Here is a 26167-nt window from a genome sequence, read left to right on the forward strand (position 1 = left end):
GCTACTCGTGCGCGATCGCCGCCAGCACGTTCAGCCGCGAGGCCCGCAGCGCCGGCAGCAGCGCCGCCGCGAGGCCCACGACCACCGAGCCGACCACCACCGCGACGATCGTCGACCACGGGATCGCCAGCGCCTTCATGCCCTCCAGCGCGAGCACCCGCTGCGCGACCACGCCCCATATGAGCCCGAGCGCGAGCCCGAGCACCGCCCCGAACACGGCGATCACCACCGACTCCAGGCGGATCATGAGCCGCAACTGACGCCGCGCGAGCCCGATCGCCCGCAGCAGCCCTATCTCCCGCGTCCGTTCCACGACCGACAGGGCAAGCGTGTTGACCACGCCGAGGACCGCGATGACGATCGCCAGGCCGAGCAGCGCGTACACCAGATACAGGAGCACCGCGATCTGCCCGTGGATCAGTTCCTTGTAGTCGGCGAGGTCGCGCACCTGTACCTGCGGATAGGGGTCGAGCGTCTTCTCCAGGCGCTCGCGCAGCACATCGGGCGAAGTGCCGGAGGAGGCGTTCACGTACACCGCCGAGTCCTGGCCGCCCGGCGCGTGCTTCTCCAGCGTGGGCAGGCCCATCGCGAAGCCTCCGGACATGCCGAAGTCGTTGGCCTGCTGGTCGGTCAGGGCGCCCACCGTCAGCTCGGTGCGCTTCCCGCCGGGGAACTCCACGGGCAGCACGCTGCCGATCCGTGCCCCGTGTTCGTCGGCGAACTCCTTCTGCAGCAGCAGATGTTGAGGTGCCAGGCCCGCGGCGCTGGTGCCCCGCTCGTACGTGACGTGCGCGACGTCGTCGACCCGCCGGTCCCACCCGGCAGCCGTCGTCTTCACCCGCTTCCCGTCCGGCATGCGCACCGCGAGCGCGCTGAACCGCTGGCGCACGACCAGACCCACGCCGTCCGTCGCCCGTATCTTCCGGGTGACCTCCTGCGGGAACGGCATGAAGTTCGCGTTCTGCACCGTGAAGTCGGCGCCGAGCGTGTCGTCGATCTGCTCGTCGAAGGACCTGCTCATGGAGGCGGACGCCACCGACATCCCCGCCACCAGGGCGAGCCCCACCATCAGGGCGGCGGCCGTCGCACCCGTCCTGCGCGGATTGCGCAGCGCGTTGCGCTGGCTCATCCGGCCGATCGAGCCGAACACCCTGGGGAACGAGCCGCCGAGGACCCGGATCACGGGACGTACGAGAAGGGGCCCCGCGACGACCGTCGCGAGCAGCGTGAGGACGATGCCGAGGCCGAGCAGCGAGGCCGCCGACCCGGTCTCGTCCGCCGCCCAGCAGCCGATCAGCGCCGCGGCTCCGGCCGCGCCGATCACCGAGCCCACCAGTGCCCGGACCTTCAACGGCCGCCCCACACCCGCGATCTCGGCGTCGGCGAGCGCGGCCATCGGGGAGACGCGGGACGCGCGCCGCGACGGCAGATACGCGGCCACGAACGTGACCCCGACGCCGACCGCGAACGACACGACAGGCGTGCCCCAGCCCACCACCATCTCCGTGGACTTGAGGTTCATCCCGAAGGCGCCCATCAGCTTGATGAGCCCGACGGCGAGCCCCACCCCGAGCGCGAGCCCGGTCGCCGAACCGACGAGCCCGAGCAGCACCGCCTCCGTCAGCACGGAGCGCCGCACCTGCCGGCGGTCCGCGCCGAGTGCCCGCAGCAGCCCCAACTCCCGCGTCCGCTGGGCGATCAGCATCGAGAACGTGTTGACGATGAGGAACACGCCGACCAGGACGGCGATCCCGGCGAAGCCGAGCATCACGTACTTGATGACGTCGAGGAACCCGCCCAGGTCCTCGGCGGCCGACTTCGCGTCCTCGTCGGCCGTCTTCACGTCGTAGGCCCCGCCCAGCTCCTGGCCGATCCGCCGCTTGAGCGTCGCGTCGGCGACGCCCGGCGCCGCGTCCACCGCGATGCTCGTCGCCCGGCCGGTGCCGCCGAGCAGCCTGCGCTGCGCGGTGCCGGTGTCCAGGAAGACGAGGGCCGCGCCCGGGTTCGTCGTACGGAACGTGGCGATGCCCACGACCTCGACCTTGAACGAGCCGGGCTCGGCGAGGACGGTGAGCGTGTCCCCGACGCGTACGTGCTTCTTGTCGGCGGTGTCCGCGTCGAGCAGTGCCTGACCGGCGCCGCGCGGCGCGTGCCCCGACGTCAGGCGCACCGGACTGCGGTCCGTGGGCTCCCAGTTGGTGGCGATCGTGGGCGCGCCGGTGGTCGGCCCCACCGACTTGTTGTGCCGGTCGACGACGGTGATGTTCTCGACCCCGGCGTCGATGTGCGTGGCGGCCACGCCGTCGACCCGGTCGATCCGCCCCGCCAGCGAAGCGGGCACCGTACGCACCGTGCCCGACGGCACCGACTCGTCGAGATCGTCCTCCTCGGGGCCCACCCGTACGTCCGCCGACGTCGAAGCGAAGAGCCGGTCGAAGGTGCGCGACACGGTGTCAGAGAAGATCAGGCTGCCCGCGACGAACGCCACCGACAGGACGACGGCGAGCGCGGACAGGACAAGGCGCCCCTTGTGCGCCAGGAAGCTCCGTAACGTCGCCTTCAACATGGCTACGCCCGGGGGCTCGGGTGCTCGGGGACGGGTCCGCGCACGCTGTCGAACCGCTTAAGGCGCTCCAGGACGGCCTCGGCGGTCGGCTCCCGCATCTCGTCCACGAGGCGGCCGTCACCGAGGAAGAGCACCAGGTCCGCGTGGGCGGCGGCGCCCGGGTCGTGGGTCACCATGACCACGGTCTGGCCCAGTTCGTCGACCGACTGGCGCAGGAATCCGAGCACTTCGAGCCCGGCCCGCGAGTCCAGGTTCCCCGTCGGCTCGTCCGCGAAGATCAGCTCGGGGCGCGCGGCGAGCGCCCGCGCGCACGCGACGCGCTGCTGCTGCCCGCCGGACAGCTGAGCGGGACGGTGCTTCAGCCGGTCCCGCAGGCCGAGCGTGTCGATGACCTGCGCGAGCCACTCGGGGTCCGGGGACTTGCCCGCGATGTCCATCGGCAGCGTGATGTTCTCCGCCGCGTTCAGCGTCGGGATCAGGTTGAAGGACTGGAACATGAAGCCCACCCGGTCACGCCTCAGCCGCGTCAGTTCGCGCTCCTTCAGGCCCGTGATCTCCGTTTCCCCGAGCCACACCTGTCCCGCCGAGACCGTGTCGAGGCCGGCCAGGCAGTGCATCAGCGTGGACTTGCCCGAGCCCGAAGGGCCCATCACGGCCGTGAACCGGCCGCGCGCGATGTCCACGTCCACCGCGTCGAGAGCGAGCACCTGCGTCTCGCCGGAGCCGTACGCCTTCGTCAGGCCCCGGGCCCGCGCGGCGACGGCGGCATCCTTGACCACACCCGTTCCCCCCACCCCAACTCCCTTACTCCGTAAGCCAGTTGTGCATCGGGCTCCGAGGCTCGATATCGGGTCCGAGGATAGTCTGTCGCACTGACAACGGGCCTCTGCCGGTGGTGGGTGCTGGTGCCGGGGTGGCCCCGCCGGCCGTGCTGACGCACTTCTGACACCTGCTCTACGGGGAGGTGGGGGCGGTCCGTCGCGGCGGGGGCGGAATTCTTCCGGGGCTCGTCAGGCCTCGGGGCAGGCGTGGCCGGCGGCGGGTTCCGCCGATCAAGCCCCGCTTCCGGACGAGAGCCGGCGGGGTCCGCGGCGGAGCCCCGTGGCGTGGGCGGAAGCGCAGGCAGCGACACCGTCACTCCCGGCGCCGTCACTCCCAGCACCGAAACGGAGGGCAGCGCCACCACCGGCGGAGCAAGCGTCGGCAGCGCCACCGTCGGCAACCACCGCGCAGGTGCCTCCCCGGTGGAACGCGGACGCTCCGGACTCGGACCGGTGCGGGCGGGCGACAGGACGGCCGGGTGCGGAGCACCCCGCGTCTGGCGGGCGCGGGGGAGCGCGGAGGCGGGACGCGGCGCGCCCACGGGCCGCACCTCGCCCGTGGGCGCCCCCGCCGCCCGCGGCCCGGCCGGTGGCCGAGGGGCGGTGTGCTCGGCGGCGTACGGCAGAACGAACCCCGCCGCCACCAGGCCCCCCGTCGCCGAGGACACCGCGACGACCTGCGCCGGACCGCTCGCGAGCAGCTTCCCGCGGCCCCACAGGAGCGCGGCGAGCCCCAGCGTCCCCGCCAAGGTGGTGCGCAAGGTGCGCCGGGCCCGCGCGAGCAGCGATTCGACGGTCCGGTAGCCGAGCCGCATCCGCAGGGCGACCTCGCCCACGTCGAGGCCCTCGGACTTCAGCCGCAGTGCCTCGGCCTGCCGCTCGGGCAGCTGGGCGCTGCGGGCCGCCAGCCAGCGCGCCTCGTCCCGGTCGCACACGGCCTCGTCGACGGGGACGGGGCCCGGCACCGTCAGCGTCGGGCTGCGGTGCACCTCGGCCTCCCGCGTGACCTGCCGGTGCCGGTCGACGCACAGCCGCATCGTCACCGTCGTGAGCCAGCCGCTGAGCCGCTCGTCGTCCAGGCCGGGACGCTCCGCCGCGCGCAGCATCGCCTCGTGCACCGCGTCCTCGGCGTCCTCCGGGGTCATGGATCTGTGCCGGGCGACTCTGAGCAGGTCCTCGCGGTGGCTCCAGACGCGCAGCCAGCGCTCGGGGTACGTGTCACGGCCCGCGGCCGCGGTGGCATTCGGTGTGTCCGGTATGTCCATCGGCATGAGGGCCCCTTCGCGCTCATCCGCAGGTCCTGTCCCGTCCGGCCCGCGAGAGTACAGCCGGAGATCAAAGGTGTGGAGAGGCACAGACGATCGATCGTCCGCGCCTTGCCGGTGCTAGCACAACGGCGCTAGCGTGGAGGTATGGCCAAGACGCAGCTGAACGTCAGGGTGGAAGAGGGCACCGCCCGCGCCGCCCGCGAGCGCGCGCTCGCCCAAGGGGTGAGCGTGAACCGGTACATCGAGGAGCTGGTGCGGCGCGACGCGGGCGAGCAGGGGCGGACGTTCGTCGACGCCGCCGCCGACTTCATGAAGCAGTACGAGTCGGTGTTCGCCGAGGAGTTCGGCGCGGACACCGAAGGTCGGCGCCGCCCCGTTGAGTGAGCCGTCGAATGAACCGCTGAACGAACCGCCGCATCTCACCATCGATCTCGCCTGGCTGCTCATGGTCGCGGAGCAGAAGACCCCCGGCGATCCGCAGGTCACCGACTGGGGCGCGCTTGTGGGCGCCGTCGCCCGCCACCGGGCCGCGATATTCGATGTGCCGGTCTACGACTCGCCGCACGCGCGCGCCGCGTCGCTTCTCCAACTCCTCATCCATGTACCGGCGTTGGAGCGCTCGAACGCCATGTACGCGACAGCCGTCGCCTACGCGTACCTCGTCGCCAGCGGTCTGAAGATCGTCACGTCGCCCGAGCAGATCCGCGATCTGGCGCGCCTGGTGAAGACGGGCACGGCGACGATCGACGACATCGAGAAGGAACTCCGCACCTGGTGCCTGTGAGGCTACGACCGGTCGTCGGTGCGGCCGGGGCGCCGGGCCGTGCCCAGGACGCAGTACGACGTCGGCAGCCGGGGCCCCTGCCCCGGCATGGCCAGCACCCGGTGCGCGCCGAGCTCGAAGCCGGCCGCGCGCAGCGAGCCGAGGGCGTCCCGCCGCAGGTGACAGCCGCCGACACAGAGCGGCCATACCGTCAGGTCGAGGGCGCCCTGCACGAGGCGCATGCCGCGCCCCGGAGCCCGCACGTGTTCGAAGAACCGCACCTCGCCGCCCGGCCGCAGCACGCGCCGCACCTCGCCGAGGGCGCGTTCCACGTTCCGCACGCTGCACAGCACGGTGCTGAGCACCACCGCGTCGTACGCCTCGCTCTTCACGGGCAGCGCCTCCGCGGCGCCCGGCACCACGTCGACCGGCACATCGACGCGCTGCGCCGCGTCGACGGCGATCCGGCGCAGGGTGCGCTCGGGTTCGATGGCGACGACCTCGGAGACGGTGGACGGGTAATGCGCGAAACCGATGCCGGTCCCGGCGCCGATCTCCAGTACGCGTCCGGAGAGCCCGGCGACGAGTTCTTTGCGTACGGGGGCCATGAGGGGTTCCACGCGTTCGATGGCCTGCGCGTAGTACCGGGCGAACACGGGATGATGCACGGCGTCCCCGCGCGCCCTCGCCCTGCCGGCGAACACTGCCTGTGCCTTGCCCACGATGGCGCCTCCTCAGGGTCCGCCCCCCCACCTACCTACTTGCCCGCGCATACGGGTGCGGACCCCCAACACGGGGACGTCCGTCCTTAAGAGTCCGTCCTTAAGACACGTGCCGCGCGAACGACTCCCCGTCCCACGATCCGCCCAGGGACGGCGCCAGCCACCCCTCGGCCCGGCTCCGGAACACCTCCGGTGACATCGCCCCGGCGCCCGCCGGCACCGCGCCCAGCAGCTTCGCCCCCCCACCTACCTACTTGCCCGCGCATACGGGTGCGGACCCCCAACACGGGGACGTCCGTCCTTAAGAGTCCGTCCTTAAGACACGTGCCGCGCGAACGACTCCCCGTCCCACGATCCGCCCAAGGGCGGCGCCAGCCACCCCTCGGCCCGGCTCCGGAACACCTCCGGTGACATCGCCCCGGCCCCCGCCGGCACCGCGCCCAGCAGCTTCGCCCCCCACCTACCTACTTGCCCGCGCATACGGGTGCGGACCCCCACACGGGGGACCCCGTCCTTAAGGGGCCGTTCTTAAGACACGTGCCGCGCGAACGACTCCCCGTCCCACGATCCGCCCAAGGACGGCGCCAGCCACCCCCCGGCCCGGCTCCGGAACACCTCCGGTGACATCGCCCCGGCCCCCTCGGGCACCGCGCCCAGCAGCTTCGCCCCCGCCGCCACCGGCAGGTCCGCCACATTGCAGCGCTCTGCGAGGCCCGGGTCGCGGGGCCAGCTGCCGATGACGACGCCCGCCTGACGGAGGCCGCGCGACCGCAGGGCCTCACCCGTCAACTGCACGGAGTTCAACGTCCCGAGCCCCGCCGCCGCGACCACAAGGACCGGCGCCCCGAGCAACCCCGCCACATCCGCCAGCGTCGCCCCTTCTTCGTCGAAGCGCACGAGCAGGCCGCCCGCCCCCTCCACCAGCATGAGGTCGTGCGACGCCGCCAACTTCTCGACGGCGTCCACGACTTGCCGCGGTCGCACGGGCGCGAGCCCGCACCGCGCCGCCGCCGTCCCGGGCGCGAGCGGCTCCGGATACCGCGCCAGCTCGACCCCCGTCACCGCGTCCCCCGCGAGCCGCACCACCTCGGCCACGTCCCCCGGCTCCCCGGGCGCGACGCCCGTCTGCGCCGGTTTGAGCACGGCCACCGAGCGCCCGGACCGCGCCGCGACGGCCGCCAGCGCGGCCGTCGTCACGGTCTTGCCCACCTCGGTCCCGGTCCCGGTCACCACCAGCACACCCACCTCGGCACTCACCGTTCCCCTCGCGAGGCGGCAGCGACCGCGCACACCGCACGACCGATCCGCGCCACGTCCTCGTCGCTCGTGACGTACGGCGGCATCGTGTAGACGAGGTCCCGGAACGGCCGCAGCCACACACCCTCCGCGACCGCCGCCCGCGTCGCCGCGGCCATGTCCACCTCGTGGTCGAGCTGGACGACGCCGATGGCACCGAGGACGCGTACGTCTCGAACGCCCGGAAGCCCCACGGCTTCTGACAGGGCGTCACGCAATCCCGTCTCGATCCTCTTCACCTCGCCGCGCCAGTCCTGCTCCAGCAGCAGATCGATCGACGCGCACGCGATGGCCGACGCCAACGGGTTGCCCATGAACGTCGGCCCGTGCGCGAGCACCGGTACCTCGCCCCGCGAGATTCCCTCGGCGACCCGCGCCGTGCACAAGGTCGCCGCCATCGTCAGATAGCCACCGGTCAGCGCCTTCCCGACACACATCACATCGGGCGACACCCCAGCGTGCCCGGCCGCGAACAGCTCCCCGGTCCGCCCGAACCCCGTGGCGATCTCGTCGAACACCAGCAGCACATCGTGCGCGTCGCACGCCTCCCGCAGCACCCGCAGATACGCGGGGGAGTGGAAGCGCATCCCGCCCGCGCCCTGCACCACCGGCTCCACGATCACGGCCGCCACCTCGTGCGCGTGCCGTTCGATCGCCTCCCGCAGCTGCTCCGCGTACGACTCGTCGTACGCGTCGAAGCCGCTCGGCGGCTCGTCGACGAAGATCTGCTCCTGCAACACCCCCGCCCACAGTCCGTGCATCCCGCCCTCCGGGTCGCACACGGACATCGGCTGCCAGGTGTCACCGTGGTAACCGCCGCGCCACGTCAGCATGCGCCGCTTCTCGGGACGGCCGAGCGAGCGCCAGTACTGGAGGCACATCTTCAGGGCGACCTCGACCGACACGGATCCCGAGTCGGCGAGGAAGACGTGTTCCAGGCCCTCCGGTGACATGTCGACCAGGCGTTCCACGAGCCGTACCGCCGGCTCGTGTGTCAGGCCGCCGAACATCACATGGCTCATCCGCTCCAACTGGCCGCGCGCCGCCTCGTCGAGCACCGGGTGGCCGTAGCCGTGGATCGCCGACCACCACGACGACATCCCGTCCACCAACTCGCCGTGCCCCGCGACCCGCAGCCGCACCCCGGCCGCCGACTCGACGACCAGGGGCCGCTGCGTGCCGGGCATCGGACCGTACGGGTGCCAGACGTGGCGCCGGTCCAGGTCGAGCAGTTCGTCCAGGTTCAGTTCAGGCATTGGGCGCCAGATCCGTCCCCGCGCCCCGGCGACGTACGGCGACACCGGCCCGGTGCTCCGGCAGCGTGACCCGGTCCGTGCCCTCCACCTCGAACCCGGCGTCCGCGATCATGTCCAGGTCGGTCTTCCCGGCCTGGCCCTCGCTCGTCAAGTAGTCACCCAGGAAAATGGAGTTGGCGATGTGCAGCGCGAGCGGCTGCATCGACCGCAGGTGCACCTCGCGGCCACCCGCGATCCGCACCTCCACGTCCGGGCACACGAACCGCACCATGGCCAGGATCCGCAGACACCGCTGCGGCGTCAGGTTCCACTCCTTGGCCAGCGGTGTCCCCTCGAACGGGATCAGGAAGTTCACCGGCACCGAGTCGGGGTCGAGTTCGCGCAGCCCGTAGACGACATCGACCAGGTCCCCGTCGCTCTCGCCCATGCCCGCGATGAGTCCCGAGCAGGCGGAGAGACCCGCCCCGTGCGCCTTCTTCACGGTCTCGACGCGGTCCGCGTACGTGTGCGTCGTGGTGATGTCGCCGTACGTCGCCTCGGAGGTGTTGAGGTTGTGGTTGTACGCGTCCGCCCCCGCGCCGCGCAGCCGCTCCGCCTGCCCCTCGCCGAGCAGACCGAGACAGGCGCACACCTCCACGCCCTCGTTCCCGGACTTGATCGCGTCGATGGTGCGCGCGACCCGGTCCACGTCCTTGTCCGTCGGTCCGCGCCCGCTCGCCACCAGACACACCCGCTTGGCGCCGCCCGCGACCCCGGCGGCCGCCGCCTTCGAGGCCTCGTCGGGCTTCAGCCACGTGTACTTGAGGATCTCCGCCTTCGAACCGAGGCGCTGCGAGCAGTACGAGCAGTCCTCCGGGCACAGGCCCGACTTGAGGTTCACCAGATAGTTGAGTTTCACCCGCCGCCCGAACCATTGGCGGCGCACCTTGCCGGCCGCGGCCACCACGTCGAGCAGTTCGTCGTCCGACGTCGCGAGTACCGCGAGCGCCTCTTCACGGCTCGGCAGTTCGCGCCGAAGCCCCTTGTCCACCAGCGTGTTCAGCAGGTCCATGGGCCCTGATCCTTACCTATCCCGTGGTCCCGGGGAAAGGAGAGTCCCTACAAAGGACGGCGTACGTCGTGTGGGTATTGCCACATCCTGCCCGAGTGGCGCGGCCGCTAGTGTCTGTGCATTACCTACAAATCAGAGGGGCTCATGGCCACGGCTCACACGTCCGCGTTCGACTGGATCGGCGCACAGCGGCGCGCCCGCGAGGCCGCGGGACTCGTCCGCACCCTGCGCCCGCGCCCCGCGGACAGCCCGGTGCTCGACCTCGCGAGCAATGACTACTTGGGCCTCGCCCGGCATCCCGAGGTCGTCGAGGGCGCGGCCGCGGCGGCGCGCCGGTGGGGCGGCGGGGCCACCGGCTCCCGTCTGGTGACGGGCAGTACCGAGCTGCACGCCCAACTGGAGCGGGAACTGGCGGAGTTCTGCGGTTTCGAGGCGGCCCTCGTGTTCTCCTCCGGGTACGCGGCGAACCTCGCGGCCGTCACCGCGCTCGCCCCGCACGGCTCACTGATCGTGTCCGACGCGGGCAACCACGCCTCGCTGATCGACGGATGCCGGCTCGCCCGCGGCGCCACCCAGGTGGCCCCGCACGCGGACCCGGAAGCCGTCCGCAAGGCACTCGGCACGCATGAGGGGCCTGCCGTCGTCGTCACCGACTCGGTCTTCTCGGTGGACGGCGACCGGGCCCCGATCGCCGAACTGGCGCAAGCGGCACGGGAGTTCGGTGCGGGACTTATCATCGACGACGCGCACGGGCTCGGTGTCGTGGGCTCCGGCGGGCGCGGCGTTCCGTACGCGGAGGGGCTGGGGGGCGCGGCCGACACCGTCGTCAGTATCACCCTCTCCAAGTCCCTCGGCAGTCAGGGCGGCGCGGTGCTCGGCCCGGCCCATGTCATCGACCATCTCGTCAACGCGGCCCGCACCTTCATCTTCGACACGGGCCTCGCCCCGGCCGCGTGCGGCTCGGCCCTCGCGGCGCTGCGACTCTTGCGCCGCGAGCCCGAGCGGGCGGCGCGCGCACGGGACGTAGCGATGTCCCTGCATCAACTCCTGGTGAGCCAGGGCCTGTTGGCCGTACGTCCCGACGCTGCGGTCGTCTCCGTACGTGCCCCCTCGCCCGACGCGGCGGTGCGCTGGGCGGCGGACTGCCGCGACGCCGGGCTCTCGGTGGGGTGCTTCCGGCCGCCCTCCGTGCCCGACGGCATCGCGCGGCTGCGGCTGACCGCCCGCGCCGACCTCACGGAGACCGAGGTCGCCGAGGCCGTCCGGGTGATCAGCCGCACCGCTCCCAACGGAGCGGCTACCGCAGGGAGTTGACGAACGCCCGCCACGGCGCGGACGAGAACAGGAGCGCGGGCCCCGTCGTGCGCTTGGAGTCACGGACGGCCAGCAGTCCGGCCGTCGCGCTCGTCCTCAACGGGGCTGTCTCCACGCAGTTGTTGGCGCCCGTACTGCGGCTGCTGCGCCGCCATCGGACGCCGCTCAGCGACGTACTACAGGCAATGGCCATGATGCCTCCTCACGCGGTGCCGGCGCACGACGAGGTGTCGGCGTCCTCGCTTACCCGGCAATCTCTGCGATGAATTCCAGCGAATCCTCGGGTGACCTGGCATGGAGCAGAAGAGCTTCGAAGGCGTCCGTGTACGCCTTGAGGTCTTCTTTCCGTTCGAGGTAGAGGCTACTCGTCAAATGGTCGAGAACAACCACATCCAGATCAGATGTGTTCGGAAAAGAGAACACAACGAAAGGTCCCGTCAAGCCGATATGGCCTCCCGCCGAGAACGGAAGCACCTGGATCCGGACATGGGGCATCGCTGCCGCTTCGGCCAGATGCGCCAACTGCCGCCGCAGCACCCCGTTCCCGCCCACCTCCCTGCGCAGCACCGCCTCGTCGAGCACCGCGGTCAGCCGCAGCGGCGGCTCGGCGCGCAGCACGTCCTGGCGCGCGAGCCGCACCTCCACCAGCGCGTTGATGTGCCGGTCCGCCGCCCCGTTCAACACCGAACGTGTCACCGCGTGCGCGTACTCGGGTGTCTGCAGCAGCCCCGGTACGACGCTCGTCTCCAGGGTCCTGATGCGGCACGCCTGGGACTCCAGGCTGATGAAGTCGCGGTACGCGGGCGGCAGCAAACCCCGGTACGCGTGCCACCAGTGATGCCCGCCCGCGTCCTCCCCGCCGGCCAACGCGACCACCAGTTCGCGGATGCGGGGATCGCGGGCCTCGAAGGCGTCGAGCAGCCGCAGCACGTCCGAGGGCTTCACACCGCTGCGCCCTGTCTCGATCCTGCTCACCTTCGACTGGTGCCAGCCGACGAGCCGGGCCGCCTCCCCGCTCGTGAGGCCGGCCTGGACGCGCAGCGTCCGCAGTTCGGCACCGAGCTTGCGACGGCGTACCGCGGGACCGTATTTCATGGAGGACTCCTCGGGCTCCCCGCGCCACCCGGCCGGACTCCCTCCCGGCCCGCACGGGGCGCGTGTCTGAGCCGACGGTAGAGGCGGAGCGTACGTCGGCCCAAATGCACTCCACCGTCGCAGAGTTCACCGCATCGAGCGACAGATATATGCATATCTTGGGGGATCGGCACCACAGTGGCACGTCCAAGTGGCAATCTGGCGCGAAGCAGTTGCCGGGGGCCGAGCGCGAGCGATCCGCGAGGCCGGACGAGCCACCTCGGCGGGAAAGGGACACGTCGCCATGGCAGATCACCAGGAAGCATCCGTCACTCTGCCGAGCGATCCCGCCTCGGTCTCGGCCGCCCGCAGGTATGTCGCCACCGTCCTCGCGGAGTGGGGCATGGCGCCGGGGAGCGAAGCGGCGGACACCGTCCGCCTGATCGTGTCCGAGCTCGCGACGAACGCGGTGCAGCACACGCTCGGACAGTCACCCACGTTCACCGTCGACATGGAGCTGGAGCGCGACGAGCAGCTGCGCATCGGTGTCACCGACAGCCACCCGCGCTACCCCAAGCGGCTGCCGGCCGCGGTCCAGCAGGACAACGGCCGGGGGATGGTCATCATCCGCTGCCTCACCGCGGAGTGCGGCGGCACGCTGACCGTCCGGCCGACGCCCGAGGGCGGCAAGACGGTGTTGATCACGCTGCCCTGGGTGGCCCCGGTCAGTCGTCCCGCTTGAGGACCGCCCGCCGCAGCAGCCACGGCAGCAGTCCCCACAGGCCCGTACAGACGCAGAACGCCCCGACGCCCGCCGCGATCCCACCGCCCCTGCCGACCGTCACATCGACCACGAGCAGCACGGACCCGCTCAGCGCCAGCACCAGCGTGGCCATCCCGTACGCGGCGAGCCGCGAGGACACCCGTACGATCAGCGGCTTCGCGCCCAGCTGGAACAGCGTCCGGTGCACCGCGGCCGGCGCCGTGAACAGCGCGGCCGCGATGACCGTGAGGAGCAACGTCGTGATGTACGTGGCCCGTTGGACCGTGTCGAGCGAAGGAAAGCGCGGCGTGAACGCCAGGGTCAACAAGAACGCGAACAGGAACTGCACACCGGTCTGGATGACCCGGAGCTCCTGAAGGAGTTCTCCGAAGTTCCGATCGGCGCGCTCAAACGGCGTCTCGTTGCGCTCGTCCATCCCCTACAAGTATCCGCTCGGGACACCCTCAAGCGCGAGTGTGGCGGCTCACCGAACCCGGCCGTACATCACGCTGTTCGTCCAGATCCGCTCCAGTCGCACCACGGAACCGGTCTTCGGGGAGTGCCAGATGCGGCCCTTACCGGCGTAGATGCCGACGTGGTAGATGCTCCGGCCGGAGCGGAAGAACACCAGGTCACCGCGGGTGCGATGGGACCTGGAGATGTGCTTGGTCCTGTTGTACTGCTGGGCGGCGGTGCGCGGCAGCTTCTTGCCCGCCCGCTTGAACGAGTAGAGCGTGAGGCCCGAGCAGTCGAACCGGTGCGGTCCTGCGGCGCCCCACTTGTACGGTGCACCCTTCTTGGACGCGGCGACTTTCAGTGCCTTGACGGATGCCGTGGCCGCCGATGCCTCGGAAGCGGCGCCTGGGGCCATGAGCCCCGCGCCGGCGACGGCGAGGGAGAGGGCGGAAGCGGTACCCGCCCGGGTCAGCAGCGACGGAACACGATTCAGCGCAGTCATGCGCAACCCTTCGTCAGCCGCCTGTGAAGGATGACCTGTCGGGTTCGGGTGGCGAAGTTGCCCGGCCGCGTGCTGCGGCTTCACCCCAAGGACCGTCCGGCGCGGCCTCTGGCGAGGCGCGGCGGTGGCCCGTCGTGCTCGGGTCCTCCACTCCTGCCGATGCACTCCTGTCGACCTGGCATCCGCACGGCGGCAGGACTCGGCGTCCGTGCGGACCGCCCCGCCGCGGTGGCGGGGGCTTGTCGTCGCAACGGATCTTTGCTCACGGCGAAGGCGAAAACCGAGGTGAACCGGCGGTAAGTGAGGTTCGTCACGCTTGACCCGTTCGGGTGGACGATGGGGCGTTCGCCCTTGCCCGCCGAGACCCGACGAGCCCCGCACCAGTGACGGAACACCGGATTCCGGCAGCCGCCTACGGCTCGTACGCAACTTTGCCGGGCACATTGGCGGACCGGAGGCTAGGCCGTCCGGGGTACCCCGTACGGGTCGTTTGGGTCGGGGCGTGGCGGTTCGGGATGTCGGGTGAACGGTCCACGACGTCAACTGACCGGTTCTGACGGCAAAGTGACCCGCTTGGTGCGCCGCTCCCCGTCCAGGACGCGCAGTGCCCGCGCCAGCGTGCTCGCGTGCACCCGGCTCTCGCCCCTCTGGTGCATCAGGTTCAGCGCGTCCCGCAGCTCCGTCGCCCGGCTCACCAGCGCCTGCGCCGCGCGCAGCCCGCTGTAGGTGTCGTCGCCCCGGGCCGGGTTGATCCGCGCGATGAGGTCGACGACCTCCAGATAGCGGTCCACGAGCTCGCACTCGGCTCGGGTCATCGCGGGCAGCGGCGGAAGTTCGGGCGGATACATCGGCCGATCACCTCGCGCCGGGGGAGCGCAGCGTGGCGGTCCGGTTCTCCACGACGTGGTCCACCAGGCCGTACTCAAGGGCCTGCTGGGCCGTCAGCACGGTGTCCCGCTCGATGTCCGCGCCGACCTGTTCCTTGGAGCGCCCACTGTGCCGGGCGAGCAGCCCTTCCAGCTGATCGCGCATGCGCGTGAGCTCGCTCGCGTAGATCTCCAAGTCGCTCGGCTGACCCTGGGCCGGCTCGGGCAGCGAGGGCTGGTCGATCACCACGCGCGCGCCGGGCAGCGTCATCCGCTTCCCCGGCGCCCCCGCCGCGAGCAGCACCGCGGCCACGGAAGAGCACTGCCCCAGGCAGGTCGTCGCCACGTCGCAGCCGACGAACTGCATCGTGTCGTAGAGCGCGGTCATCGCGCTGAACGAGCCGCCCGGGGAGTTGATGTAGAGGGAGATGTCCTGGTCGGGCGCCAGGTACTCGAGGTGCATGAACTGCGCCATCACATCGTTCGCCGAGATGTCGTCGATCGGCGTCCCGAGGAAGACGATGCGCTCTTCCAGGAGCTTCGAATACGGGTCGAGGGTGCGGCTCCCCGAGCTGGTGCGCTCGGTGAACTCGGGCAGGACGTAGCGGCCGGACGGACGGTGCATGGTGCCTCCTCTGGAGATACCCGTTTCTCTAAAAATGTACAGGACGTACATGACGTACGATGTGAGCATGGCCTACGAGATTCCGGTGACGCAAGCCAGGGCTGAGCTCGCCGACCTGATCAATCGCGTCGTGTACGGCAGCGAGCGGGTGGTCGTCACCCGGCACGGCAAGCCGCTCGTCGCCCTGGTCTCGGCCGCCGACCTGGAGCGACTCGAGGCGATGGGGGAGCCCGCGGGGGATGTCGCGGATGTACCGTCGATCACGTCTGTGTCACGGATTGGCACCCTGGCGTCCGCTCCGGGCGAACAGCAAAAGTTCGGTATTGCCGCCGAGCACCGCGGCCCCGAGGTGAGGTAGCGCGACCGGCGTTCAGCAATAAGACGGTCAAGCGACGGTTAACGCCGTTGAAACTCCGCTGAATTAGCCTTCAATCCCAGGTCACCGGCCGCTTCTTGCGGCATGGGTCCACACGGATGCACACCTTTGTTGTGTGTTACATCTAGACCCGTCGCGGTGGCCGCGGCAGCCGGGCCCGCACGGTCCGGCATGAAGGACTGTGAGGTGGATTCGTGCAACTGACCCCGCACGAGCAGGAGAGACTGCTCATCCATGTGGCATCCGACGTCGCCGAGAAGCGTCGGGCCCGGGGTCTTAAACTGAATCATCCCGAGGCGGTCGCGCTGATCACCTCGCACATTCTCGAAGGCGCCCGGGACGGGCGCACCGTCGCCGAACTCATGGCATCCGGCCGCAAGTTGCTCACCCGCGACGACGTCATGGACGGCATCCCCGAGATGATCCACGACGTGCAGGTCGAGGCGACGTTCCCGGACGGCACGAAGCTCGTCACCGTTCACGAGCCGATCGTCTGACGGGGGAGCGGCAGTCATGATTCCCGGAGAAATACTCTTCGCCGACGAGCCGGTCGCATACAACGAGGGCCGCGACGTCATACGTATGACGGTGCTCAACGCCGCCGACCGGCCCATCCAAGTGGGCTCCCACTACCACTTCTTCGAGGCCAACCCCGGCCTCGACTTCGACCGCGCCGCCGCCCGCGGCGAGCGGCTGAACATCGCCGCGGGCACCGCCGTACGCTTCGAGCCCGGCATCCCCGTCGACGTCGAACTCGTAGCTCTCGCAGGCGATCGCATCGTCACCGGCCTGCGCGGCGAGACCGGAGGTGCCCTCGATGCCTGAGTTGTCCCGTGCCGCCTACGCCGATCTGTTCGGCCCCACCACAGGCGACCGCATCCGGCTCGCCGACACCGATCTGCTCGTCGAGATCGAGGAGGACCGTTCCGGCGGCCCCGGCCTCTCCGGTGACGAGTCCGTCTTCGGCGGCGGCAAGGTCATCCGCGAGTCCATGGGCCAGTCGCGCGCCACCCGCGCCGACGGCACCCCGGACACGGTCATCACCGGCGCCGTGATCATCGACCACTGGGGCATCGTCAAGGCCGACATCGGCATCCGCGACGGCCGCGTCACGGCGATCGGCAAGTCCGGCAACCCGGACACCATGTACGGCGTCCACCCCGACCTCGTCCTCGGCCCGGACACCGAGATCATCGCGGGCAACGGCAAGATCGTCACCGCCGGTGGCATCGACACCCACATCCACTTCATCTCGCCGACCCAGTTCGACGAGGCCCTCGCCTCGGGCGTCACCACACTGGTCGGCGGCGGCACGGGCCCCGCGGAGGGCTCCAAGGCGACCACCATCACCCCCGGCTCCTGGCACCTCGCCCGGATGTTCGCGGCGATGGAGAGCAGCCCGGTCAACATCGGCTTCCTGGGCAAGGGCAACACCATGTCGAAGGAGTCCATGCGCGCCCAGCTGCGCGGCGGCGCCATCGGCTTCAAGATCCACGAGGACTGGGGCGCGACCCCGGCCGTGATCGACGCCTGCCTCGACATCTGTGAGGAGTCCGGCGTCCAACTCGCCATCCACTCCGACACGTTGAACGAGGCAGGCTTCGTCCAGGACACCTTCGACGCGGTCGCGGGGCGAACACTTCACGCGTTCCACGTCGAGGGCGCGGGCGGCGGGCACGCGCCCGACATGATCACCGCGGTGTCGCTGCCCAACATGCTGCCGTCGTCCACCAACCCGACGCGGCCGCACACCGTCAACACCGTCGAGGAACACCTCGACATGCTGATGGTCTGCCACCACCTCAACCCCGCGGTGCCCGAGGACCTGGCCTTCGCCGAGTCCCGCATCAGGCCCACCACGATCGCGGCCGAGGACATCCTGCACGACCTCGGCGCCATCTCGATCATGTCCTCGGACTCGCAGGCCATGGGCCGCGTCGGCGAGGTCATCATGCGGACCTGGCAGACCGCGCACGTGATGAAGCGCCGCCGCGGCTTCCTCCCGGGCGACACCCGCGCCGACAACGCGCGCGCCCGCCGCTACGTCGCCAAGTACACGATCAACGCGGCCGTTTCGCAGGGCATCGACCACGAGGTCGGCTCCGTGGAGCCCGGCAAGCTCGCCGACCTGGTGCTCTGGGACCCGAAGTTCTTCGGCGTGAAGCCGCAGCTCGTCGTCAAGGGCGGACAGATCGCGTACGCGCAGATGGGCGACGCCAACGGGTCCATCCCCACACCGCAGCCGGTCCTGCCGCGCCCGATGTACGGCGCGTACGGCAAGGCGCCCCAGGCCAACTCGGTCAACTTCACCAGCGAGTGGGCCATCGAGGACGGACTGCCGGAGCGGCTCGGGCTCGGGCGGTCGTTCGTGCCGATCCACTCCACCCGCGGTCGCGGCAAGGCGGACATGGTCAACAACGACGCCCTGCCGCGCGTCGAGGTCGCCGCCGACTCGTTCGCCGTGACCATCGACGGCGAACTCGTCGAGCCCGCCCCCGCCGCCGAACTGCCGCTCGCGCAGCGGTACTTCCTGTTCTGATGCGGGTTCACACGCGTTCGGTGCGTACGTCATGACGCGCGCCGCGCTGCTCGTCCTGGCCGACGGCCGCTTCCCCGCCGGAGGGCATGCCCACTCCGGCGGGGCGGAGGCCGCCGTCAAGGCGGGACGCATCACCGACGCGGCGACCCTGGAGACGTTCTGCCGGGGCCGCCTGCACACCAGCGGCGCCGTGACCGCCGCCCTCGCCGCGGCGGCCGCGCTCGGCATCGACCCCGCCGTGCTCGACGAGGCCGCCGACGCGCGGGCGCCGTCAGTGGCGCTGCGGGTCGTCGCGCGCAAGCTCGGGCGGCAGATGATGCGGGCCGCCCGCGCCACCTGGCCGCATCCCGAACTCGATGCCCTGGCGCGGCAGTTCCCCAAGGGTGCGCACCAGCCCGTCGTGCTCGGGCTCGCCGCGCGGGCCGCCGGGCTCGGGGCGGAGGACGCCGCGTACTGCTCCGCGTACGAAGGGGTGGGTGGGGCCGCGACCGCCGTGGTGCGGTTGCTGAGCCTCGACCCGTTCGACGCGACCGGGGTTCTCGCGCGGCTCGCGCCGGAGGTCGACCGGGTGGTGGCCGATGCGGTGGAGGCGGCCGGGCGGGCGGTCGAGCTCGGTGTCGATGCGCTGCCCGCCGGGTCGGCGCCGCTGCTGGAGATCGGCGCGGAGGCGCATGCGGCTTGGCCCGTGCGGTTGTTCGCGTCCTAGGTGGGGTTGGCCCGCCGCACCCCGGGGGCTTCGCCCCCGGACCCCCTTGTCCTCAATCGCCGGACGGGCTGGTGGTGACGCCAGTCGGACTTCGGCTGGTGGTAGCGCCAGTCGACCACGGCTGGTGGTGACGCCAGTCGTCGCGGCGAATTCTCTCTTTGGAGTTGTGATCTTTATGCACCTCGGACACCACCACGACGAAGCCTCCGCCGTTTCCGCCGACGCCCGTCGGCCCGACGGCACCCGGCGGGCGCTGCGGATCGGGCTCGGTGGGCCCGTCGGTTCGGGCAAGACCGCCACCGTCGCCGCGCTCTGCCGCGCGCTGCGCGAGGAGCTCTCGCTCGCCGTCGTCACGAACGACATCTACACGCGCGAGGACGCCGCCTTCCTGCTGCGCGAGGCCGTGCTGCCGCCCGAGCGGATCACCGCCGTGGAGACGGGCGCCTGCCCGCACACCGCGATCCGCGACGACATCTCCGCGAACCTGGAGGCCGTCGAGGACCTGGAGGACGAGGTCGGCCCGCTCGACCTGATCCTCATCGAGTCCGGCGGCGACAACCTCACCGCCACCTTCTCCAAGGGGCTCATCGACGCGCAGATCTTCGTGATCGACGTCGCGGGCGGCGACGACATCCCGCGCAAGGGCGGCCCCGGCGTCACCACCGCCGACCTGCTCGTCATCAACAAGACCGACCTCGCCCCGTACGTCGGCTCCGACCTGGCGCGGATGGAGGCCGACGCCAAGGAGGCGCGGGCCGAACTCCCCGTCGTGCTGCAGTCCCTGCGCTCCGAGGTCGGCGTCGGGGACGTCGCGGCCTGGGCGCGGGAGCGGCTCGCCGCGTGGACCGCGTGAGCGCGGGGGTCAGGTCCACCGCCCGGATCGCCGCGCGCGGCGACGGGCGGGGCGGGACCGCGCTGCCCGTCCTGGAGGGCGAGGGCTCGTTCGCGCTGCGCCGCACGCGCGGCGCGAGCGCCGGCGAGGCCCGCGTCATGCTCGTCGGTGCCATGAGCGGCCCGCTCGGCGGCGACCACCTCACCGTGGAGGCGCGCGCCGACGAGGGCGCCCATCTGCACGTGGGCTCCATCGCCGCGACCATCGCCCTGCCGGGACAGGCCAAGGACGAGGCCCACTACGACGTACGCCTCGACGTCGCCGACGGGGCCCGCCTCGACTGGCTGCCCGAGCAGCTGATCTCGGCGGGCGGGAGCGATCTGCGGGTGAACACGCGCGCCGAACTGGCGCCGGGCGCACGGCTGGTGCTCCGCGAGGAGCAGGTGCTCGGGCGCGTGGCGGAGGAGCCGGGCCGGCTCACCAGCCGGCTCAGCGTGTACCGGGCCGGGCGTCCGCTGCTCGACCAGGAACTGGCCTGCGGTCCGGGCGCGCCGGGCGGCTGGGACGGTCCCGCCGTCCTCGCCGGCCACCGGGCCCTCGGTCAACTGGTCGTCGTACGCCCGGAGTTCGAGACGGACAGGCCGTCCGCCGCCCTTCTCGACGATGCCGGAACGGCCGCGCTCACCCCCCTCGCGGGCCCCGCCGTGCTGGTCACGGCGGTCGCGCCGGACGCCCTGCGGCTGCGCCGGACGCTCGACGAGGCGCTGGACCGACTGGCCTGAACCGCTCACCGGGCGAGTTATACCGTTTATCGGATTGGTAAAGAACACCCGATGTCTCTGTCGCCGGAGGCACCGCACGCGTCAGGATCCGCGTACCGATCAGCAACACGATCGACGTACGGATCGAATCGATGTGCGGGAGGCCTCACTTGAGACGGACCAGACAGACAGCGCGCGGCAGCCGGAAGGCGGTGATCGGCTCCGCGAGCGCGTTCGCAGCGGCGGCGCTCATAGCGGGCGCGGTCGCCGCACCCAGCGCCCAGGCCGACGCGCCCAAGTCCGGCAGCAGCACCGCCGACCGCCAGGCGCGCGGCGCGGCCCTCGCCGCCGCCAAGGCCGCGAAGGCCGGCGTCGACTGGAAGGACTGCCCCGCGGACTGGGGCCTCGCCAAGCCCATCCAGTGCGGCTGGGTCAGCGTGCCGCTCGACTACACGAAGCCGCACGGCAAGCAGATCAAGCTCGCCGTCGACCGCATCGGCAACACCGGCACCAAGGGCGAGCGCCAGGGCTCCCTCGTCTACAACCCGGGTGGCCCCGGCGGCTCCGGCATGCGCTTCCCGACGCGCGTGACCACCAAGAACCCGATCTACGCGAAGATGGCGAAGGCCTACGACTTCGTCGGCTTCGACCCGCGCGGCGTCGGCCACTCCGCGCCGATCTCCTGCGTCGACCCGCAGGAGTACGTCAAGGCGCCCAAGGCCGACCCGGTGCCCGACAGCGAGGCGGACAAGCTGGCCCAGCGCAAGCTGGCCAAGGAGTACGCGGACGGCTGCTACGACAAGAGCGGCGAGATGCTGCCGCACATGACGACGCCGAACACCGCGCGCGACCTCGACGTCATCCGTGCCGCCCTCGGCGACAAGAAGCTCAACTACCTCGGCGTCTCCTACGGCACCTACCTGGGCGCCGTCTACGGCACGCTCTTCCCGGGCCACGTCCGCCGCATGATCGTCGACAGCGTCGTCAACCCGGCGAAGAGCAACATCTGGTACCAGGCGAACCTGAACCAGGACATCGCCTTCGAGGGCCGCTGGAAGGACTGGCAGGACTGGGTCGCCAAGAACGACGCCACCTTCCACCTCGGTGACACCCGCGCCAAGGTCCAGCAGCAGTGGGAGACCCTGCGCGCCGCCGCGAAGAAGAGCCCGATCGGCGGGGTCCTCGGCCCGGCCGAGCTGATCGCCTTCTTCCAGAGCGCGCCGTACTACGACTCCTCATGGGTGCCGGTCGCCCAGACGTGGAGCAAGTACGTCGCCGGTGACACCCAGGCCCTGGTCGACGCCGCCGCCCCCGACATGTCGGACACCGCGGGCAACGCCTCCGCGGAGAACGGCAACGCCGTCTACACGGCCGTCGAGTGCGCCGACGCCAAGTGGCCCACCAGCTGGTCCAAGTGGGACAAGGACAACACCGAGCTCCACAAGAAGTACCCGTTCATGACGTGGTCCAACGCGTGGATGAACCTGCCCTGCGCCACCTGGAAGACCAAGCAGCAGACGCCGCTGGACGTGAAGACCGGCAAGGGCCTCCCGCCGGTCCTCATCGTGCAGTCCACGCGTGACGCCGCCACCCCGTACGAGGGCGCCGTCGAGCTGCACAAGCGGTTCAAGGGCTCCCGCCTGATCACCGAGAAGGACGCGGGCTCGCACGGTGTCACCGGTCTGACCAACCCCTGCGTCAACGACCGGGTCGACACGTACCTGCTCTCCGGCAGGACCGACGGCAAGGACGTGACGTGCGCGCCGCACGCCACACCCAAGCCGTAACGATTCCCTAGGTCTACGCGGAGGTCTACGCGGCCCGGGACGCCAGCCAGGCGTCCTCGGCCGCGTAGTCGAAGAGTCCGGTCGTGTACGACGCGACCATCTTCGGGAATCCGCTCTCCCAGTCCTGCTCCCGCAGCCGCGCGGTCAGCCACTCGACCGTCTCCGGGAGCGCGTCGGCGTACGTCGTCACCGGCTTGTACCCGAGCTCCCGCTCGGCGGCCGACATGTCGAGGATCAGGGGCCGCGGCACCGACCAGGGGCTGTCGCCGACGTTCGGCGCCGGGGGAGGACCGTCGACCAGCACCGTCCTGGTCGCCACGCCCATCAGCTCGTCGATCATCGCGCCGATCCCGGCGACCGAGGGATGGCCGGGGTCCGCCGCGTTCAGTACCCGGGACCCGGGCCGCGCCGCCGAGAGCCGCACCAGCTCCGCCACGTTCCGTACGCTCGCCGGATGGAAGCGGCTCTCGCCGTTGTACGCGAGAACGCGGGTGCGGCGACCGTCGAGGTTCCGCTTGACGAAGTAGAGCTCCCGGGGAGTGCGGCAGTACGGGCCGTACACGGCGGACGGCCGCAGCACGGTCGTCGGCAGCCGGTCACCGAGCGCCAGCAGATCCTGCTCGATCCGCACCTTGCTCGCCCTTGATCCATCCCCGGGCGCCGCCGTCCGCAAGGTCTCCGGGATCGGCACGGGATAGTGCGGCCAGCCGTCCGGCTCCCCCTGCGTGTGGAAGCCGCGCCCCCGCTCGTCCTCGTACACCGCCGCGCTGGACGCCACGACCGCCGAACCGATCCGGCCGGCGAGCCCCGCGAGCTGCTGTCCGTGGGCCGCCGTGAAGGCGACCAGGTCCACGACGAGGTCGACCCCGTCCCCGACGAGCGCCGCCACGGAGTCCGCGTCCTCCCGGTCGAGCCGCACCGCCCGCACCTCGGCCGGCCATCCCGCGTCCCGCCCGCCACCGCGCGAGGCCGCCGTCACCTCCCAGCCGTCCTGCGCGAGCGCCCGCACAGTAGGCCGCCCGATCTGCCCCGCCGCACCGATCACCAATGCCGTCTTCATGACCGGACCGTACGTCGGCGGGGCCCGCCCGGACCCCGGAATCTGCTCAGCGCAGAGAGCGGAACCCGGGGAGGTCAGCTCAGCGGCAGCCGCGGGAACTTCCGGGCCTTCTCCTCCTCGGCCTCCGCCTTCACGAGGGCCGCGTACTTGTCGACGTACTCCTGTCCGGACAGCTCCAGGATCGCGTACATGATCTCGTCGGTGACCGCGCGCAGGATCGCCTTCTCGCCGTCCATCCCGACGTAGCGCGAGAAGTCGAGCGGCTTGCCGAACCGGATCGTCACCCGGTGCATCTTCGGGATCTTCTGGCCGGGCGGCTGCGCCTCGAACGTGCCGATCATCGCGCACGGGACCACCGGCGCCCGCGCCTTGAGCGCCATCGCGGCGACACCGACCTTGCCCTTGTACAGGCGCCCGTCGTGCGAGCGCGTGCCCTCCGGATAGATACCGAGCAGCTCCTCACGGCGCAGCACCCCGAGGCCCTCGCGGATCGCCGCCTTCCCGGCCTCCTTGCCCGAGCGGTCGACCGGGATCTGGCCCGCGCTGCGGAAGAACGCGGCGGTGAACCGGCCCTTGAGGCCTGGCCCGGTGAAGTACTCGGCCTTCGCCAGGAACGTGATCCGCCTCTTGATGATCGCGGGCATCAGGAAGTGATCGGCGAACGACAGATGATTGCCCGCGACGATCGCGGCGCCGGATTCCGGAATGTGCTCCAGGCCCTCGATCCGGGGCCGGAAGACCAGCCGCAGCAGCGGCCCGAGGATCACGTACTTGAGCAGCCGGTAGAACATCCCGATCGCCTTCCCCCACGAACCACTTGGACCACTTGGACCACTAGGGCCGCTTGTACTGCCGCTTGTACCGCCGTGTGTTCGCGCACAGTAACCAATCGGCAGCGCCGACGCGAGAGCCCGTTCGGGCCCTGTCCGGGGCCCGAACGGCGCGTCCGCTTGGCGGCGGCGGCCCCGGCGGGTGCTCTGTTCCCACCCTGACGTCCCACCCCGACGTCCCAGCACCGGAGGTATTCCGAATGCGTTCCGTCCACGTAGCCGCAGCCGCGTTCCTGGCCCTGGCCGCGGCCGCCCCGGCCGCCCACGCCGCGACCGACCGGCCCGAGCAGCCGAGCCACCTGTTCCTGACGGTCTCCGGCGCCGAGGACACCTGGGTCCACGGCGTCCGCCTGAACTGCACGCCCCACCCCTCGGGCCACCACCCGTACGCCGCCGAGGCCTGCGAGGCCCTCGACGCGGCGGACGGCGACCTGGACGCGCTGCTGGTCGAGCAGCGGATCTGCACGCAGGAGTACGCGCCGGTCACGGTGTTGGCCACCGGCACGTACCGCGGCGAGCCCGTCGACTGGCGCAAGACCTTCGGCAACGCCTGCGCGATGGACGCGTCGACGGGCCACGTCTTCCGCTTCTGACCTCGCGGGCGCCGGCCGTCAGCTGCTGCGGGAGGCCACCATCGCCACCGTGAGCAGGCCGAGCACCACCCAGCCGAACCACAGCCACCCGTTGCTACCGAGCGCCACCGTGTAGGCGGTCACGGCCACCAGGCCGCCCACGGTGAACGCACCCATCGTTTTCGTGGAACCGGGCATCACACACCCTCCTCCCAGCAGCCGGACAAAGTCCGAACCGCGACCAGGAGGCCATATTCACCCGTAACGGGGTAGTGGCGCTACTGCCACGCGCGGGATGGCGCTACTGTCCACGCGCGTTGAGCGAGGCCAGGTAGGCGTTGTACGCCGCCAGCTCCTTGTCGCCGTCCCGGTCCGCGGCCCGGTCCTTGCGGCGCGCCTGCCGGTCGTCCGACTTCTTCCACTGGAAGAGCAGGGCCAGCAGCACCAGGACCGAGGGCACCTCGCTGAACGCCCAGGCGATGCCGCCCGCGGCCGTCTGGTCGGCGAGCGGATCGATGCCCAGCGAGGCCGGCGGGTTCTCGAACGTGCCGACCATCGTCGTCGACGCCATCATCAGCGCGATCCCGAAGAAGGCATGGAACGGCATGCCCGCGAACAGCTCCAGCATCCGCATCACATAGCCGGGCCGGTTCGGCCCCGGGTCCACGCCCATGATCGGCCAGAAGAACACCAGGCCGACGGCGAGGAAGTGCACCATCATCCCGAGGTGGCCGACCTTGGACCCCATGAGGAAGTCGAACAGCGGCGTGAAGTAGAGCGCGTACAGGCTCGCGATGAACAGCGGGATCGTGAAGGCCGCGTGCGTGATGATCCGCATGTAGCGGCTGTGCAGCAGGGCGAGGAGCAGCTCGCGCGGCCCCTTGCTCCCGCGCTTCGCGGACACCGGCAGCGCCCGCAGCGCGAGCGTGATCGGGGCGCCCATCAGGAGCAGGATCGGCGACAGCATGCTGATGACCATGTGCTGCACCATGTGCACGCTGAACATGACCATGCCGTAGTCGTTGAGCTTCGTGCACATCACCAGACCGATGGTGAGCACGCCCGCGACGTACGCGATCGTCCGGGACACCGGCCACGCGTCGCCGCGCCGCATCAGGCGCACCACACCCCACCCGTACAGGGCGAGCGCCAGCAGGCACCCGACGAGGAAGAAGGGGTCGGCCGACCATTCAAGGCCACGCCCCAGCGTGAACGGCGGCAGATCCATGTTCATGCCGTGCCCGCTGTGATCCATCCGCCGGCTCCTGTTGCTCGTTTCGTACGGATTGTGCGCACCCAGACTAGAACTGCCCCCGGCCGGTACTTCGGCCGGGGGCAGTTCTGTGCGGTTCGGGGTGGGT

General features: G+C 71.1%; 30 protein-coding genes. 13 read left to right on the forward strand and 17 right to left on the reverse strand.

Features of this window, described 5'->3' with window-relative positions:
* Position 1: 1 nt before the first annotated feature.
* From ACFYWS_RS09915 to ACFYWS_RS09925, 3 genes are read right to left on the reverse strand one after another with little or no spacing between them, the layout of a single operon-like run.
* Positions 2-2566, reverse strand: coding sequence for an ABC transporter permease (locus tag ACFYWS_RS09915; protein ID WP_389272201.1), 2565 nt, complete (start codon positions 2564-2566; stop codon positions 2-4).
* Between the two features lie 2 nt (positions 2567-2568).
* Entirely contained in the window at positions 2569-3345 is a 777-nt protein-coding gene (locus ACFYWS_RS09920) for an ABC transporter ATP-binding protein (protein ID WP_389272204.1), read from the reverse strand.
* Complete coding sequence (locus ACFYWS_RS09925) at positions 3303-4658, reverse strand: sigma-70 family RNA polymerase sigma factor (RefSeq protein WP_389272207.1); 1356 nt, start codon at positions 4656-4658, stop codon at positions 3303-3305. The genes ACFYWS_RS09920 and ACFYWS_RS09925 overlap by 43 nt, the downstream gene beginning before the upstream one ends.
* Before the next feature lie 141 nt (positions 4659-4799).
* On the opposite strand from ACFYWS_RS09925, the gene ACFYWS_RS09930 reads away from it, so the two are divergent.
* Together ACFYWS_RS09930 and ACFYWS_RS09935 are read left to right on the forward strand one after the other, a co-directional pair.
* A complete protein-coding gene (locus ACFYWS_RS09930) occupies positions 4800-5039 on the forward strand; it encodes a toxin-antitoxin system HicB family antitoxin (protein ID WP_327664513.1) in 240 nt (79 codons plus the stop codon).
* A gap of 61 nt (positions 5040-5100) precedes the next feature.
* Complete coding sequence (locus ACFYWS_RS09935) at positions 5101-5439, forward strand: fic family toxin-antitoxin system, toxin component (protein WP_389274051.1); 339 nt, start codon at positions 5101-5103, stop codon at positions 5437-5439.
* 2 nt (positions 5440-5441) lie between these two features.
* Here ACFYWS_RS09935 and ACFYWS_RS09940 read toward each other — a convergent pair whose 3' ends face one another.
* The 4 genes from ACFYWS_RS09940 to bioB all read right to left on the reverse strand — a co-directional run bounded on the left by ACFYWS_RS09940 (position 5442) and on the right by bioB (position 9743).
* Positions 5442-6140, reverse strand: a complete 699-nt coding sequence (locus ACFYWS_RS09940; protein ID WP_389272210.1) for a class I SAM-dependent methyltransferase — start codon at positions 6138-6140, stop codon at positions 5442-5444.
* 528 nt (positions 6141-6668) lie between these two features.
* Complete coding sequence (gene bioD / locus ACFYWS_RS09945) at positions 6669-7385, reverse strand: dethiobiotin synthase (protein ID WP_389274054.1); 717 nt, start codon at positions 7383-7385, stop codon at positions 6669-6671.
* Between the two features lie 8 nt (positions 7386-7393).
* On the reverse strand, positions 7394-8692 hold the full coding sequence (locus tag ACFYWS_RS09950; RefSeq protein WP_389272214.1) for an adenosylmethionine--8-amino-7-oxononanoate transaminase: 1299 nt from the start codon (positions 8690-8692) through the stop codon (positions 7394-7396).
* Positions 8685-9743: a biotin synthase BioB gene (gene bioB / locus ACFYWS_RS09955; protein ID WP_389272217.1), complete on the reverse strand. Its 1059-nt coding sequence runs from the start codon at positions 9741-9743 to the stop codon at positions 8685-8687. The genes ACFYWS_RS09950 and bioB overlap by 8 nt, the downstream gene beginning before the upstream one ends.
* Positions 9744-9887: 144 nt before the next feature.
* Between bioB and ACFYWS_RS09960 the strand changes: the two genes are divergently transcribed.
* Positions 9888-11057 (forward strand): 8-amino-7-oxononanoate synthase, encoded by a 1170-nt coding sequence (locus ACFYWS_RS09960; RefSeq protein ID WP_389272220.1) that lies wholly within the window; start codon positions 9888-9890, stop codon positions 11055-11057.
* Here the strand turns inward: ACFYWS_RS09960 and ACFYWS_RS09965 are convergent.
* Both ACFYWS_RS09965 and ACFYWS_RS09970 read right to left on the reverse strand, forming a co-directional pair.
* Positions 11041-11250 carry a DUF397 domain-containing protein gene (locus tag ACFYWS_RS09965; protein WP_389272223.1) on the reverse strand — a complete coding sequence of 70 codons (210 nt, stop codon included), beginning with the start codon at positions 11248-11250 and terminating at the stop codon, positions 11041-11043. The genes ACFYWS_RS09960 and ACFYWS_RS09965 overlap by 17 nt on opposite strands.
* A 50-nt stretch (positions 11251-11300) precedes the next feature.
* Entirely contained in the window at positions 11301-12152 is an 852-nt protein-coding gene (locus ACFYWS_RS09970) for a helix-turn-helix domain-containing protein (RefSeq protein WP_389272225.1), read from the reverse strand.
* Between the two features lie 283 nt (positions 12153-12435).
* On the opposite strand from ACFYWS_RS09970, the gene ACFYWS_RS09975 reads away from it, so the two are divergent.
* Entirely contained in the window at positions 12436-12873 is a 438-nt protein-coding gene (locus tag ACFYWS_RS09975; protein ID WP_389272228.1) for an ATP-binding protein, read from the forward strand.
* Here the strand turns inward: ACFYWS_RS09975 and ACFYWS_RS09980 are convergent.
* From ACFYWS_RS09980 to ACFYWS_RS09995, 4 genes are all read right to left on the reverse strand, one after another.
* Complete coding sequence (locus ACFYWS_RS09980) at positions 12857-13330, reverse strand: DUF6328 family protein (protein ID WP_389272231.1); 474 nt, start codon at positions 13328-13330, stop codon at positions 12857-12859. The two genes, ACFYWS_RS09975 and ACFYWS_RS09980, sit on opposite strands and share 17 nt — an antisense overlap.
* A gap of 48 nt (positions 13331-13378) precedes the next feature.
* Complete coding sequence (locus tag ACFYWS_RS09985) at positions 13379-13852, reverse strand: C40 family peptidase (protein WP_389272234.1); 474 nt, start codon at positions 13850-13852, stop codon at positions 13379-13381.
* Positions 13853-14391: 539 nt separating this feature from the next.
* Positions 14392-14700, reverse strand: a complete 309-nt coding sequence (locus ACFYWS_RS09990) for a hypothetical protein (RefSeq protein ID WP_389272237.1) — start codon at positions 14698-14700, stop codon at positions 14392-14394.
* Between the two features lie 7 nt (positions 14701-14707).
* On the reverse strand, positions 14708-15343 hold the full coding sequence (locus tag ACFYWS_RS09995; protein WP_389272240.1) for an ATP-dependent Clp protease proteolytic subunit: 636 nt from the start codon (positions 15341-15343) through the stop codon (positions 14708-14710).
* 67 nt (positions 15344-15410) lie between these two features.
* On the opposite strand from ACFYWS_RS09995, the gene ACFYWS_RS10000 reads away from it, so the two are divergent.
* The 8 genes from ACFYWS_RS10000 (at position 15411) to ACFYWS_RS10035 (ending at position 22344) form a co-directional block, all read left to right on the forward strand.
* Positions 15411-15701, forward strand: a complete 291-nt coding sequence (locus ACFYWS_RS10000) for a type II toxin-antitoxin system Phd/YefM family antitoxin (protein WP_389272243.1) — start codon at positions 15411-15413, stop codon at positions 15699-15701.
* 212 nt (positions 15702-15913) lie between these two features.
* Positions 15914-16216 carry an urease subunit gamma gene (locus ACFYWS_RS10005; RefSeq protein WP_326020178.1) on the forward strand — a complete coding sequence of 101 codons (303 nt, stop codon included), beginning with the start codon at positions 15914-15916 and terminating at the stop codon, positions 16214-16216.
* Between the two features lie 16 nt (positions 16217-16232).
* Positions 16233-16544, forward strand: a complete 312-nt coding sequence (locus ACFYWS_RS10010; protein ID WP_389272247.1) for an urease subunit beta — start codon at positions 16233-16235, stop codon at positions 16542-16544.
* Positions 16537-18258, forward strand: a complete 1722-nt coding sequence (locus ACFYWS_RS10015; protein ID WP_389272250.1) for an urease subunit alpha — start codon at positions 16537-16539, stop codon at positions 18256-18258. Before ACFYWS_RS10010 ends, ACFYWS_RS10015 begins: the two co-directional genes overlap by 8 nt.
* A 31-nt stretch (positions 18259-18289) precedes the next feature.
* Positions 18290-18964 (forward strand): urease accessory protein UreF, encoded by a 675-nt coding sequence (locus ACFYWS_RS10020; protein WP_389272253.1) that lies wholly within the window; start codon positions 18290-18292, stop codon positions 18962-18964.
* A gap of 175 nt (positions 18965-19139) precedes the next feature.
* On the forward strand, positions 19140-19817 hold the full coding sequence (ureG, locus tag ACFYWS_RS10025) for an urease accessory protein UreG (RefSeq protein WP_389272256.1): 678 nt from the start codon (positions 19140-19142) through the stop codon (positions 19815-19817).
* Complete coding sequence (locus tag ACFYWS_RS10030; protein WP_389272259.1) at positions 19805-20578, forward strand: urease accessory protein UreD; 774 nt, start codon at positions 19805-19807, stop codon at positions 20576-20578. Before ureG ends, ACFYWS_RS10030 begins: the two co-directional genes overlap by 13 nt.
* A 131-nt stretch (positions 20579-20709) precedes the next feature.
* On the forward strand, positions 20710-22344 hold the full coding sequence (locus tag ACFYWS_RS10035) for an alpha/beta hydrolase (RefSeq protein WP_389272262.1): 1635 nt from the start codon (positions 20710-20712) through the stop codon (positions 22342-22344).
* 25 nt (positions 22345-22369) lie between these two features.
* Here the strand turns inward: ACFYWS_RS10035 and ACFYWS_RS10040 are convergent, their stop codons facing one another.
* Together ACFYWS_RS10040 and ACFYWS_RS10045 are read right to left on the reverse strand one after the other, a co-directional pair.
* The gene (locus ACFYWS_RS10040) at positions 22370-23404 is read right to left on the reverse strand and encodes an NAD-dependent epimerase/dehydratase family protein (protein WP_389272265.1); all 1035 of its coding nucleotides are present in this window, start codon (positions 23402-23404) and stop codon (positions 22370-22372) included.
* Positions 23405-23478: 74 nt separating this feature from the next.
* A complete protein-coding gene (locus ACFYWS_RS10045; protein WP_389272268.1) occupies positions 23479-24195 on the reverse strand; it encodes a lysophospholipid acyltransferase family protein in 717 nt (238 codons plus the stop codon).
* Positions 24196-24434: 239 nt separating this feature from the next.
* Here ACFYWS_RS10045 and ACFYWS_RS10050 point away from each other — a divergent pair, with 239 nt between their 5' ends.
* On the forward strand, positions 24435-24827 hold the full coding sequence (locus ACFYWS_RS10050; protein WP_389272271.1) for a subtilase-type protease inhibitor: 393 nt from the start codon (positions 24435-24437) through the stop codon (positions 24825-24827).
* Positions 24828-24845: 18 nt separating this feature from the next.
* Here ACFYWS_RS10050 and ACFYWS_RS10055 read toward each other — a convergent pair whose 3' ends face one another.
* Complete coding sequence (locus ACFYWS_RS10055; protein WP_326020160.1) at positions 24846-25004, reverse strand: hypothetical protein; 159 nt, start codon at positions 25002-25004, stop codon at positions 24846-24848.
* 103 nt (positions 25005-25107) lie between these two features.
* A complete protein-coding gene (locus ACFYWS_RS10060; protein ID WP_389272275.1) occupies positions 25108-26061 on the reverse strand; it encodes a cytochrome c oxidase assembly protein in 954 nt (317 codons plus the stop codon).
* Positions 26062-26167 lie beyond the last annotated feature (106 nt).

It is taken from the genome of Streptomyces sp. NPDC002795 (assembly GCF_042888725.1).
In the GTDB taxonomy this organism is placed as follows: Bacteria; Actinomycetota; Actinomycetes; order Streptomycetales; family Streptomycetaceae; genus Streptomyces.